We start from the raw sequence: 13407 nt of genomic DNA on the forward strand, positions 1-13407 counted from the left end.
ATTCCAAGAAAAAATCTTCTCACGCTAGCTGGTTTTTGTTGCTGGAAATGGTTGCATCGTTTAAATTTATTAATGTTATATACTACCAAATTAATAGTTGCTCATTTAAGAACCTCCTTCAACTTTACCCAACTCGACACATATACTTTTTGAAACATTGCTGCAAGTAGAAAAAAACAGGTTACCCACCTTAACTTCTTTAAATTTGCTCACAATCTCTACTTGATGCATAAGGTTTTTGTTACACTCCTTTCATCTACCGATTACCTCTACCTACCGCCTTTACCTTTGCTAAGGTCAGAAACACGACTAGCTTCAGGACTTTCTAAGCTCGACTGTGGCAGGTCACCAAAATTACTGGAATCACTAACACCAAGCGATATAGGTGCTTCTACTAATCCATACCCTCCTCCTACTCTGTGATATCCTAATTCTAGATAAGTACGCAGTAATGGATCAATTTGTTCTCTATTTTGAATGTATGCTTGCAATTGCACATCTTGAAATCCCGGATCATTCCTGAATAATTGTGAAATGCCCACTCTTATGTTCTGAAAGTAATTTCTATCTCTGTTTGGGAGGCCTCTTCCAAGAAAATCGCGTATTATATTTATGATATTCTGCACTTGCCCAATATGATTTTCGTTTAGAACTCGATTAATATCACTAGCATTTTCTAATGTCCATAAACCACAATTCCAACCATCTGTTTGCTGACGAACAGAAACATTATTAATCCTGATATTATTTCCTAAGTTATTTTGAATGATATCGGTAATACCACCTGGAACAGCAGTAGCAGTTGAATCAGCATAGTACCCAACATAGTTCCCATTTTGACGTTCAATCACTAGTGTAACCCAATGAGTATTATTTAAAGTAATTATTAAAGTTAAACGCTGTTGTTCTTCATTTTCCCTAAATTGATTTAATACTCTAACAATGTGCTCGTTACCGTCATTCCTTGCCAAATTAGCTACTTCAAAAGTGTGATTACCTTCAGTACGAAGCTGATATCGCAATCTTCCAGCGTGAGCTATATCAATTTGTTGAAGCCAGTAATCATAATGTCCATTTCTCGTCGCAAATTCTAGTGTAAGCAGATCGTTGACATTTTGTATTTGATTACCATCTCCAAGAAGATTGTTTATTTGTCGTAATATTTGTTCTTGTGATAAATGAGTAGTTGTAGTTCCTTGTGATCCATTATGTGCAATATTATCTGTACCTGACCCTATTCTCCTTAAAACCTCTTCTCTTGTACCCTTGAAGTGACGTATAACATGTACCTCAACCCATTCATCATTACCTCGACTATATAAGAAAGTTGATGGCTGTCTTTCACCTTCATTAACATTTTCCTGAAAATTTCTAAATCTTTCATCTAGATTCCCTATTCCCTCCACTATTTCAGGTCTTCCAGTCTGTTCTGCCCCTAAAACACGACTATGACGATCAATTATATGTACATACAGTTCTTGTGGAATAGTTATAAGTTCTTCCTCTCTTCGTGCATCTCTATTAAATAGAGCATAAGACAAAACCACCTCATTTCCAGAAGTAATAAGCAAATATCCTCTTTGCTTGTTCATAAGTTCTTTTATTCGATCTTTTGCGTTATTCTCCTTTTGTGCTACTTCTTCTGCATTACCAGCAAATCTTAATATATATCCAATTGGATGAGTATCTAGATCATTCTCTGTAGGTTGTCTTAATAATAAAAGGTCTAATCTCTGTTCTGTAATTCTTGTGAGTATTACCCTTTCTCCTTCTTCTTCCTGACCCCTTTTCAAACTATATGTTTGACCAATTTTATACATAGTAATCACTTTATAAGGATTATCACTAGCATAAAATGTACCATGTAGTATAGAACGAAATTTATCCTCACTATTAACATTTATTGCATCCATAAGTGGCATCAATGCTCCAGAGATCTCTTGAAATAGTTCTCTATGCTGACCTACATTTTGCCAGCCATCATTCATAACTTGATTCAAAGTGTTATGTACATTTTCAGCATTAGGCACTTGTACAAGATCACCAGCAAGAAAATTATTTGCATTATTATTTTGGTAATCGTGATACAAACCAAGGTCATTTGGTTGATCAATATCTAGCTCAAATTGGTCATTAAGTGTGAATGAAACTTTCCATACATGAACATCATTCCCATCAATATTGAGAGTTTGTAAATTGATAGCTTCTTGTTGTACATCATCATTAATTCTGATATTAAATATAACTATATCAGAACCTTGAGCATGAAAGACCATGGTTAAAGCATGATCCCCATCATCATATCTAAGTATATACTTTGCTATAGGTACCTCTACTTCTTCTTCACCTTCTAGTTGTAAATGATGTATATCAAAAGCACTACTCCCAAAAGCAAAACCAGTTATACAATCAAATATTCTGTTATAATTCTCTGCATTCCTTGGTATTTCATTAGGAAGGTGTTGAAGCAAGAAATCTCTAATATTTTCTCTAATTCCTTCATTCTCCAAACACTCAAATAATCTTTGTACTAAAGGAAATCTATCCTGTTGAAGTTCTACTATATCAACACTAAAGGGATCTAGATTTAAATTAAAATTTAATCCAACACAGACAGTATTTCTTGATTCAGTATGAATAGGTATAAATGAAGAAGTGTGTAACCTTCCAGCGTAGCCTATGGCACAGTTTAATGCAACATCTGACGGTGTATCAAATATAGCAAGATTAATAACAATAGGAATATTTTCTCTTTCTGCTTGATGACGTACAAGAAATGCAACATGTGAGTTTCTAGGAGATAAGTCAAGGTCAATGCCTATTGCGTAGTGATGACTAAAATTTGCTAAGAAACCTAATAAAAACCCGTGACTCTCAAACTTTTGACTGCGATTTTCAATATTATTTTCTATCTGCGCTCTATAATTATTATAGGTATCAGTTATATATTCTAAAATATCTTCTCGGAGAGAATCTCTTACATCTTGTCTTTGGTTGCTTGCTAGCATTTCTATAAAATCGCCAATTCTTTGTTGACTAGGTTCGACTCGTGCAAAATTGATCAACCTATCAAGCTGTTCACACTGATTTCGATTGAGTTGTCTCCTTTCTATTTACTTAATTGTTAATCTGTGATCTTCTAAGAGCTGTCTAATAAGATTAATTTCAGATGCTGAATATTTGCCAAATTTATCTCTACCTCTAAGATCTTTTTCACGAATCACCTCGAATACTGTTGCAATTGCTTCTCCCTGACTCTTGCCCTTTCCATGCATGCATACTTTGTATTGCTCAAAATTTAGGTCTTCTTCCCTTAAATTTGGATTTTGCCCTCTAATCTCTCGCACTAGAGCATTTCTTTCCCTTGTACTGAACCTTAACCCATCACTATTAGGACGATCAGAAATACTGTAGCATCTGACAACTTGCTGTCCGTCACGATAAACAGCAACTTTTAGGTTTCCCGTATCTCGATTTTCACCATTACGTGGATTAACACCATGGTTATCAAAACGAAAATAGACTTTTTCACTTGGATCTAAAATACCTTCATCATGCGCAGTAGCAAACATACTAAAAAGAATACAGGAAGGAAACAACCTGCACTTACATGATACAAGAAAGATGGACATTGATCTAAAAAAGATTCAAACCTTTGTCTGAAGCCTTCAAGATCTCCATCCACTAAACTCCTAATAAGTCCATCACCATTATTCATATAAGATACCCTTCTATTTTCTACGGCTAGAGACACCACTCATACTAGGAGCTTCAAACTTGGACTGCGGACCATCACCAGAACCATCAAGTGGCAAAGATGTTTTCTTACTACCATGAGCTTGAGATTGCGTCCGTAAATCATACCTAGGGCCATCACCTACAGGACCAGGTGGTAAAATTGTTTTCTCTAACTCAGAGAATAATTCTTCTGCAAACAGACCGTAATCTACATTTACTCTTTTACCTTCTCTACCACACAATCTAAGGTTTTTTATTATCTTTTCCTTAAAGAACTCAAATCTCTCAGGAAAGCTATTTTTAGCAAATAACATCATATCTAGTATTTCTTTTTTCTCTATTTCTTTTTCCTCATCAGACTTATAAATGTCTTCTCGTTTCCAGTTAACTATCAATTCTGCAAGTACACCCTTTATAGGAATTCTACCATTCGAAGTATCAATAATAGCAGTCTTTTTGTATTCATCCAAGCTGTCACACTCCCAAATTTTCATAATAACAGACCTAGCTTGAGCACTTGACTCAGGATTTTTCAACATCACATCTGAAAGTGAGGAAAGAAGAAGCTCATAGTCTCGCTGTGAGAATATTTTGTCCGAACAGTCTCCTCCTGCTGGAACGCCTTTATAACACCAGCACTGTACCAAATCATGAACCGTATCAAAAAAACATGACTCTATTAATTCAGCAAGAAGGGAATATACTCCCTTATCTTTCTGCAATAATTTCTGTAAAAGAGTATCTTTGTCAGCTATATTCCTTACACAAAAATCTAAAATAGGAGCGTCTTTCTCAACAGATTGAGGACGAGAAAGAGCAATAACAGCTTCTGTAAGCTTCTTTTCTTTATCTTCTTCTTTTAGATGATTATAAAAATACTCTACTCCTTCACTCCATTTAAGTTTTACAGCACTGTCAAAACCTTCTACTGCATCATACTCCTTTAATTCCCCAGACTCTCTATTGATCCAGAAATCAAAAATACGACCATTCCTCTTTATCGTATCTAGCAGGGAGTTTCGTACGTATTTGTCAATTTCAGTTTCAGTTTTGCCATCAAATTTACCAGGAGGAAATTTGCTCTTGAGAAATTCGAATCTTTTTTGAAAGAACGGAAGAATTTTTTCTACCACACAGTAACTAGAAGCCATCTCATTCTGCGAAGTGGATTATCGATTTCTCCTATTTTCTCTTCAGTCAATCTTGTACCTAAAACATCATTATTTAACCTTGTACCTCACCAACAACCTTCATCTTGGAATACATTGTGCAAAAACTGCAGCTTATCATCCTTAAAAAATTTAATATTCTCTATATAGGTTTCCGCCCACCTTTTAATAGCTAACTTCCTTCCAGAAGCAATTTCAGAATCTGTATGTTTTATAACATCTTGTAGCTTTTTAAGTACTGCAGCATGACGATCTGTCTTCCTTGGCATTTTACCCTCCCATTAAATATTAATAGTATTATGTAAAAGGGGCATTATACAGACATTAGAATGGATTGCAATATTAAAATTACTAGAATAGAGGGTTTAATAAAAAAACGTTATGGCTAAAACTTCTTTTCTTGAATTTTCTCAATATAATCAACAGAGAGGCCAGTATCTTCAGCGATAACATCTGTTCACCTTTTTTTCGCCGATTAGGATTGTATATTAAATCAAAGTCGCAAGACTATAATGAGCAAGGAGTGATACTGTCAATTGGATTGATTGATAGAAATCGTAGGCATCTCAGTACACTCCTAGCTTTAAAAAATGGAGTACGAACGGTAGGAGGATCTAAAAGATCGAATCACAATCCTGTACAGCATTTACATTATTATTTGATTATATTTATAGGTACAAAAATGGCTAGAACAGTTTTTGTGGGTATTGATGTTTCAAAAGAAACACTTGATATCTCAATCAACAATAAACATCAGCGTATAGAAAATGCAGAGAGAGCTATATCTGAGTTTATAAAGTCGAAAATGGCTAACGTATTTGTTAAGTTATGTGTAGTAGAATCCACAGGAGGTTATGAGAAACTTGTAATAAAATTGTTACAAGAACATAACATAGCTGTTCACAGAGCTCACCCAAATCGGGTATGCATTTGCAAAAGCCTGCAACCACTTTGCAAAAACAGATAAATTAGATGCAAAATTACTAGAAAAATATGCTGAATTTATCACAAAAAATGACGAAGTAATAGAATACATAGTTTCACAAAAGCAAGAAGAACTAAAAGAGCTAAGAGCAGTTGAGCGCAATCTAAACGATGAAGTTCATGCAAATAAGTGTCGTTTGCATAAGGTTACAGGAAAAGCCAGGGAATATATAGAAAAACAGATAGAATTTGCAAAAAAACAATTAGAGCAAATTAGGCAAGACATAGAAGATATAATAAACTCTGATCCTGATTTGAAGGAAAAAAGCAAACTGCTAACTAGCTATAAAGGTGTTGGACGGAAAACCGCAAGTATCCTACTCATAGAGGTACCTGAACTTGGTAGGTTAGATAATAAGGAAATAGCTTGTCTAGTTGGAGTTGCACCAAAAACTAGTGAAAGCGGAAGGAAAGTGAGCAAGGCCCAAGTCATAGGTGGCAGATTTTATGCTCGAAAAGCATTATACATGTCTGCTGTGGTTGCAATGCGTCATAATAAAAAAATGAAAGTATTTTACCAGCGTTTAGTTGACTCTGGCAAAGTCGCTTTAGTTGCTGTAATGAGAAAAATCATCATTTGTTTAAATGCTATGATAAAAAACAATAATTTTTATCTTGATGTTTAAGACGGTAGATTCCTACTGAATAACAGTAAGATTTTTCAATCCTGTTCCACAGCAAATTTTAATGCCATGTGAGTAGTTATAGTGCTGTTAACAATCAAAACGACAAAAATTAACATGGTGATTAGTAGTGTATAAATATTCAAGGACAAATTTTCAAATTGAGTTAGCATTTTAAAATACAAAAAGGTTGGCATTATCATTGGCAAAACAAGAATTTGCGATACTCCTGATGCTAAGTTGTTTCGACCAATCATCAATGCATTTCCAGTGGCTGAAATATTAATGATTATCAGCGTATTAAATAATAAAGACACTCCAACTGCTATTGAGTGTTCAATACTATTGCCTAGAACTGCAAAGCTGAATATAGAAGAAACCACTGAAATCGGTAGCCCAAATAATAACCAGTGAGCGAAAATTTTATAAGCAACTATGAGCCTAGAAGAGAGTGGCTGTACAAAGATTTGCTCTAATATTCCATCATGATAATCAGATGTAAACAAATTATTTGTAGAGATCTGCAAAACAAATGTAGCACATATCCATGTTAATGTTAACATAACTTCTTGTTTATTGTTGTTTTCAAGTGTAAATGAAGATAAACTTAACATTATAATAAAAATACATACTATATAGGTAAGGTTCTTACCATCTATTACTAATTTTCTTACTAAGTCGATCATACTAGGCTTTTAAATGTTTATTATAAATTATAGTGTTTACTTTGAGGGTAGTATAATTTTTTGTTTATAAGTTATATAGGTTTTATTATTTTTTTGATAATGCAATTATGGAAAAGTTACCGAAAATAAAGTCACCAGAGGATTATACTCCTTCAGAAGATGAAGAATATATGAGCGTAAAACAACTGGAATACTTCAGCTTAAAGTTACAATCAATACTCGCTGAGTTGGAGAAACAAGAACTAGAAGATAATAGTATTGATACATACTATTCTGATGGAGATAGTGGAAATGAGGAATTAATCAAGCGCCGAAAAGATAGAAAAGAAAAGATTAAGGAGGCGTTAGAAAAAATAAAATTAGGCACTTATGGTTACTGCGATGGAACAGGAGAAGAAATAGGGGTCGAAAGACTTAAAGCTAATCCGCTTGCTATATATTGTATTGAAGAGCAAGAGAGAGTAGAAAAAGAAAAGAACGTGTACAACATTAACGATTAATTTACACATAAGTGGTGAGCCATTGGGCTTCAAGAGGAGCAAGAGGCGGATCAGGACTGAAGTATGTTATGCTATAAAGAAAGTGGAAAATTGGACATTCTCAACTCGACTCCTGCAGATTAAAAATTAAGTTGAATTAAAAATTGGGTTTGACGCAGTTTTTTCCCATAGTTTAAGAAATTAAAAACTTAACGATTAGAATTATAATTACAAACCACAGTAAAAAATAGACTTTTCCATTTGATTTATTTTTAACTTGGATGTTTTCTAATTTTTTATCAGCTATTAGGTTTAATTTTTCTATAAGGCTAAATATCCCTTGGATTGTTTTTACAGGATAAGAATTTCTAATTTTTTCCCTATACCCTATTTTACTTTCATGTTGACTGCTTATCCACGCTTCAACTACTTTCCACATATTGATTTCTGGGTAGATCTTTCTACATGTCCCTTCCAGTAAAATCATAGTTTTCTGCAGCAATAACAATTGTGTTTGAACTTTCATATCAAAATCACCAGTTATTTTTAATAGCTGAGCAAGTAAACTAGCAAATGAAATCTTCTGTATAGGCTGCCCAATAATGGGTTCACCTATTGCCCTGCAGGCTGTGACAAAATTTCTATGCTGTAATGAAACGTAACCAGCTTTAAAGTGCATTTTTGCAACGTGGTCATAATCCCGATTTAAAAAGCCTTTGAGTATCTCTATAACGTAATAGCATGTCTCACGATCTATTCTACCCATGATTCCACAATCCAGGGCAATAATATTGTTATTACTATCAACCATTAGATTTCCAGGATGCATATCAGCATGAAAAAAACAATCCCTGTATACCTGACTACAAAACGATTCTATAAGATTGATAGCTAATTGCTTACGATTATTCAGTTTTTCAACTTCGTATATTGGTGTTGCTTCTATCCATTCTAATGTTAAAACCTTTTTTGCAGTTCTATTCCAATCTATTTCAGGTACATAAAAACCTCTGTCATTTTTTGTGTTTTCCTTTAGTTCTGAAGAGTGAGCAGCTTCAAAACGTAGATCTAACTCTAATCGGCAAATTTCAGCAAAAGTTTTGACTAATTCAATTGGCCTCAGCCTTTTTGATTGTTCGCTAAATTTTTCTGCAATTTCTGCGAGCCAAGAAAGCATTTTTATATCCCTTGAGAATGTTTTCTCAATATTTGGCCTTAAAACCTTCACAGCAACTTTCTTACCCTCAGTTGTAACCGCTCTATGCACCTGAGAAATCGATGCTGCTGCAATTGGCTTTTCAGAAAAGCTTGAAAAAATGTCGCTCAATTTACAATTAAACTCACTTTCTATAGTTTTAACTGCTATTTTATGTGAAAATGATGGCAATCTATCACATATCAATAACAAGTTATTTGTTATATCCTCATTTAAAACATCAGTACGTGATGAGATAGACTGCCCAAACTTAATGAACACCGGACCTAATTTTTCAAGAGCACACTTTAGCTTATGGCCTTGTATTTTATTTATTGATTTCTTTGATGGTGGAAGTAAATAAGGTAATATATTGTAACGTGTCAGCACTGTAGTTATGTGCAGAAGACGCAAAATATTTTGAATCATTTTGCTACGTAACTGCTGAATATTTCATTTAGGGTTCTATTTTTCGTAATCTCATCAGGCTTGCCTTGGCAATAGATAGTATTATTTATACAAATTACGTAATCTGAGGATGGTAGAGCAGAGTTAAGATCATGAGAAGTCATAAGAATCGATACCAATCGTTTTTTTGCTATTTTATTTATAATATCATAAAATTTAGCCCGCGCGTTAATATCCATTGCACTGACTGGTTCATCTAGAATGATCAAGTCAGGCTCTGCAATTAAACAATGTGCAAGCAGTAGTAGTTGTGTTTGCCCTGCAGAAATTTCTAACACTTGATTCTTCAAAATGTTACCGATACCAACCAACTCTATCGCTTCTGTAATAATGGATTGATTTTTCTTTAGTCTTTTCAAGGAGCTATTTAAAAGGAAATATTCAACTGTTATTGGCATCAAATTACTAATACTAAAATTTTGCGGCATATAGCCAATTTTTATGTTGTCAGCAAATACGATACTACCGGTACAGCTTTTATTTATGCCAGCAATTGCTTTCACTAAAGAGGTTTTACCTCCACCATTTGGACCAAGTATTGTAATTACGTCTCCTCTTTCCATGAACATATTGATATTGTCAAGGATTCTTTTACCATCATATGTGAGAGCAAGATTTTCTATTTTTAGAACACGATTATTGACATTATTTAACTTTTTGGCAAAATTTAACTTCTTTTCAACGTTTATATGAGACATTTACTGGCTTTTTTTCTATTACTTTCATTTACACTATACTATAATATTGCCTTTTCATCCAATTTAAAAGTTGTAGCTACAATCAAACCTATCCACTCACTTGTAGCTTCTGTGACAGAAGGGATTTTAGAACCGGAATTGCTTGGCTATGCAACATCTGCGCATAATTATATATTAAAGCCGTCTGATGCAAGTAATTTGGAATCAAGTGATGTTATATTTTACACTGACGATAACTTAGAGACGTTTGTTCAAACTTTCGCCAAAAATAATAAAGAACTAGTGCAATTGTCAAAGGTAATCAACCTACTTCCTGCTCGGCCACATTCATTTTCTAGAAAAATTACCAATACTCAAGATGAAAAAGACCTACACATTTGGCTGAGTCCCGAAAATGCAAAGAGCATGGTACTTTTTATAAGTGCAACATTGTCTAACATAGATAAAGAAAATTTCCATCGATACAACTCTAATGCAACAAAAGCCATAAAAAAAATAGACCAAGAAGTAAAAGAAATAGTGAAAGAACTGAATGATTTTAAAAATCAAAAATACATCGTCACTCACGATGCTTATCAATATTTTGAAAAATATTTTGGTTTAAATCACCCAAGCGCCATTCTTTCTATAGAAGAGGATTCGTACATAGGTATGAAGAGTTTAATGAAGCTAAAAAAGATAATGAAGGAAGAAAACGTTAAATGTATATTTGCTCACTCACAAGAAGATAGCATAAAGCCTAATACTCTTTCTAATGACGCAAAAATGGTAGTTCTTGATCCTATTGGATCAGACATAGAGCCTGGAAAAGATGCATATCTAGCTATAATCAATAGCATTGCACAAAATTTCAAATCTTGTTTTGTTGAGTAACAAGTTCTTTTTAAAATGCCTCTGACTTACTGTTTTATTGTTCTGCATTTAAATCACAATTTGTCCTTTACATATTATACAGGTTTAAAATTATGCTTTATTCTTACGTTTATATCTTGGTCCAATGCAATCAATAAGTTAAGCAAGTATTCTAAGGAAAACCCTTCGATTTTTGACCTATTGATTTGAGATACTTTAGGTTGATCAATCTTTAGAGCGCTTGCTGCTTTTTTCTGTGTTGTGTACCTCTTACTTATTAATTGTGCAATGACCTTTATTAATTTCAGTTTTGCATCTTTTACATCCCTCAACTCTACTATTATAGGATAACTTAATTGTAAATTTTGCATAATAATAAAATTCCTTATAAAAAAACTACTTTAATTTTTCTTCTTTAAATAATACGTGCCTTCTGACTACTGGGTCATACTTCCTAAACTCCAGTTTTCTGGTGAGCTTTTTTGGATTACACTTTTTTACATAAAAATAGCCAGTTGATTTTTCTTCACCAGTTTTTGTTATCTTGATTGCAGTGCTGACTAACTTAACGAGCAAAGAAGCATTTTTTTTCGCCATACTTATAATGATATAATAAATTCTATGCGAGTTTATTACGCAAAACACTAAAAGTCAACCGAATAATGCAGATCGTAAAATTCTTGACAATCAACAGTGCATTAAGTAGCATGAAGTTAACTTCAGAATGAAAAGCAAACGGTAAATAAGTGGCAAATAGTGGCAAAAGGTTATTATTGATAGAAAATTCTGCCTGTTCTAATGAGGTAAGAGTTGCCTTATCAGTTAATAATAAGGTTGTAGAATTTGAACAAGAATTCAAGGAAAAAAAACAATTAAGAGGTAATATATACGTTGCTTATGTAAAGCGTATAGAGCCTTCTTTGCAAGCCGTATTTATTGAATATGGAAAAAACAAGCAAGGTTTTTTATCTTTTTCCGAGATATCTCTAGATTACTTCAATATTCCAGAAAAAGAAAAGGAAACTATCTTTGAGGGCTGCTCAAATGACGATTGTACAGAAGAAGCTTCAGCAAATGTTTCTTCAGATTCTGCAGCTAGTAAGAATGTCAACGAGTTAGGTAGTGGTTTTGTAAGAGAGGTACCTTTATATAAAAAATACAAATTACAAGATGTTATTTCAGTAAATCAAAAAGTATTGGTCCAGCTAACTAAAGAGGAACGAGGCAATAAAGGAGCTTCATTTACAACATACATAACTTTAGTGGGTAGATACTGTGTTTTCATGCCAAATTCCATGAGTAAAGGTGGAGTGTCTCGCAGAATTGAAGATGCTAATGTCAGAAAGCAGTTAAAGGATATACTGAGTTCAATAAACTTGCCAAAAAGATCAGGTTTAATAGTAAGAACTGTTGGTTCAGGAAAAGATAAGAAAGAAATTGAGCAGGATTACAATTACTTATCCTCATTATGGCAGAGCATTCAAAAAAATGCCTTCTCTGTAAATGCTCCATCATTAATTTACAACGAAGCAGATGTAATTATGAGATCTGTTCGTGATTTTTGTAGCGATGGTATAGAAGTCATAGTATCTGGGAAGGAAGCTTTTGAAGCAGTGAGACAATATACTAAAAATGCATTAAAAGGTAGTAAGTTGCGTTACAGATTGTATAGAGGTTCTATCCCAATCTTTACTTACTATGGAATCGAAGATCAAATTTCTGAGTTATATAGCAATAGGGTAGAGTTGCCATCTGGTGGGTCTTTGGTAATAACTTTAACTGAGGCGTTTGTTTCAATAGACGTAAATTCAGGAAAGATGACAGGAGAAGATAGCATAGAAGAAACAGCTTATAGAACCAATATGGAAGCAGCACCTGAAATATCAAGACAGGTGAATCTTAGGGGCCTATCAGGATTAATAGTAGTCGATTTTATTGACATGTTGAAATATCAGTATTGCAGAGCTGTTGAGTCTGCTATAAAGCAAGCGTTTAAAGACGATAAAGCTAAAGTTCAATTTAGCTACATAAATGACTTTGGTTTAATGGTATTTTCAAGACAAAGAATTAAACCAAACATACAAGAAATTAATACTACAGAGTGTTTACACTGCAAGGGTATTGGAAGAGTAAAATCGAACGAAGTAATTGTTGCATCGATACTAAGGGATTTACAACACATTGCTCATAGGAACCAAAATAAGTCTTTTGATTTAGTAGCGCATAGTGCGGTTATAGCGCATATTTTTAATAATAAACGGAATACAGTTTCTACAATCGAAAAAGAGTTTAATATTACATTTAACATTAGTATTGATAACAGTTTAGATATAAATACATTTGTTTTAAAACAAGGAGATGATGTTAATTCAAACGGTTATAAGCCATTACAGAACTCTGGATACCAAATTGAGGATAGCAGCAATGAAGAAGTTGATAATTCAAATAAACTACGAGGCAATTTTTGGCTGACTAAATGGCTTTCGCGCTTTTTAAGTTCTAATAACTAATTAGA

General features: G+C 33.6%; 12 protein-coding genes and 1 pseudogene. 4 read left to right on the forward strand and 9 right to left on the reverse strand.

The window, feature by feature from the left end; all coding sequences use genetic code 11:
- Positions 1 to 269: 269 nt before the first annotated feature.
- The 4 genes from OM966_RS04865 to OM966_RS07260 form a co-directional block, all read right to left on the reverse strand.
- Positions 270 to 3065 carry a cytoplasmic incompatibility factor CifB gene (locus OM966_RS04865; RefSeq protein ID WP_319604187.1) on the reverse strand — a complete coding sequence of 932 codons (2796 nt, stop codon included), beginning with the start codon at positions 3063 to 3065 and terminating at the stop codon, positions 270 to 272.
- Positions 3066 to 3113: 48 nt separating this feature from the next.
- Positions 3114 to 3572, reverse strand: coding sequence for a hypothetical protein (locus OM966_RS07255; RefSeq protein WP_319604185.1), 459 nt, complete (start codon positions 3570 to 3572; stop codon positions 3114 to 3116).
- Positions 3573 to 3731: 159 nt separating this feature from the next.
- On the reverse strand, positions 3732 to 4889 hold the full coding sequence (locus OM966_RS04870) for a cytoplasmic incompatibility factor CifA (protein WP_319604183.1): 1158 nt from the start codon (positions 4887 to 4889) through the stop codon (positions 3732 to 3734).
- An 86-nt stretch (positions 4890 to 4975) separates the two neighbouring features.
- Complete coding sequence (locus OM966_RS07260; protein WP_319604294.1) at positions 4976 to 5176, reverse strand: hypothetical protein; 201 nt, start codon at positions 5174 to 5176, stop codon at positions 4976 to 4978.
- 413 nt (positions 5177 to 5589) lie between these two features.
- Between OM966_RS07260 and OM966_RS07575 the strand changes: the two are divergent.
- Positions 5590 to 6517: pseudogene (locus tag OM966_RS07575) on the forward strand (IS110 family RNA-guided transposase).
- 35 nt (positions 6518 to 6552) lie between these two features.
- On the opposite strand, the gene OM966_RS04885 reads toward OM966_RS07575, so the two are convergent.
- Positions 6553 to 7200, reverse strand: a complete 648-nt coding sequence (locus tag OM966_RS04885) for a heme exporter protein CcmB (RefSeq protein WP_264329053.1) — start codon at positions 7198 to 7200, stop codon at positions 6553 to 6555.
- A 107-nt stretch (positions 7201 to 7307) separates the two neighbouring features.
- Here OM966_RS04885 and OM966_RS04890 point away from each other — a divergent pair, with 107 nt between their 5' ends.
- On the forward strand, positions 7308 to 7700 hold the full coding sequence (locus OM966_RS04890) for a TraR/DksA family transcriptional regulator (protein ID WP_253302608.1): 393 nt from the start codon (positions 7308 to 7310) through the stop codon (positions 7698 to 7700).
- 172 nt (positions 7701 to 7872) lie between these two features.
- On the opposite strand, the gene ubiB is transcribed toward OM966_RS04890, so the two are convergent.
- Together ubiB and OM966_RS04900 are read right to left on the reverse strand one after the other, a co-directional pair.
- On the reverse strand, positions 7873 to 9303 hold the full coding sequence (gene ubiB / locus OM966_RS04895) for a 2-polyprenylphenol 6-hydroxylase (protein ID WP_264329054.1): 1431 nt from the start codon (positions 9301 to 9303) through the stop codon (positions 7873 to 7875).
- Positions 9300 to 10040, reverse strand: a complete 741-nt coding sequence (locus OM966_RS04900) for a metal ABC transporter ATP-binding protein (RefSeq protein WP_264329055.1) — start codon at positions 10038 to 10040, stop codon at positions 9300 to 9302. Before OM966_RS04900 ends, ubiB begins: the two co-directional genes overlap by 4 nt.
- Between OM966_RS04900 and OM966_RS04905 the strand changes: the two genes are divergently transcribed.
- Positions 10032 to 10913 carry a zinc ABC transporter substrate-binding protein gene (locus tag OM966_RS04905; RefSeq protein ID WP_264329056.1) on the forward strand — a complete coding sequence of 294 codons (882 nt, stop codon included), beginning with the start codon at positions 10032 to 10034 and terminating at the stop codon, positions 10911 to 10913. The two genes, OM966_RS04900 and OM966_RS04905, sit on opposite strands and share 9 nt — an antisense overlap.
- A 74-nt stretch (positions 10914 to 10987) precedes the next feature.
- Here the strand turns inward: OM966_RS04905 and OM966_RS04910 are convergent, their stop codons facing one another.
- Both OM966_RS04910 and rpmG read right to left on the reverse strand, forming a co-directional pair.
- Positions 10988 to 11263, reverse strand: coding sequence for a helix-turn-helix domain-containing protein (locus tag OM966_RS04910; RefSeq protein WP_264329057.1), 276 nt, complete (start codon positions 11261 to 11263; stop codon positions 10988 to 10990).
- 25 nt (positions 11264 to 11288) lie between these two features.
- Positions 11289 to 11489 (reverse strand): 50S ribosomal protein L33, encoded by a 201-nt coding sequence (gene rpmG, locus OM966_RS04915; protein ID WP_264329058.1) that lies wholly within the window; start codon positions 11487 to 11489, stop codon positions 11289 to 11291.
- A 149-nt stretch (positions 11490 to 11638) separates the two neighbouring features.
- On the opposite strand from rpmG, the gene OM966_RS04920 reads away from it, so the two are divergent.
- Positions 11639 to 13402 (forward strand): Rne/Rng family ribonuclease, encoded by a 1764-nt coding sequence (locus OM966_RS04920; RefSeq protein WP_264329059.1) that lies wholly within the window; start codon positions 11639 to 11641, stop codon positions 13400 to 13402.
- The last annotated feature ends 5 nt before the right edge of the window (positions 13403 to 13407 follow it).

This window comes from Wolbachia endosymbiont (group A) of Andrena hattorfiana, assembly GCF_947179565.1.
Taxonomy (GTDB): Bacteria; Pseudomonadota; Alphaproteobacteria; order Rickettsiales; family Anaplasmataceae; genus Wolbachia.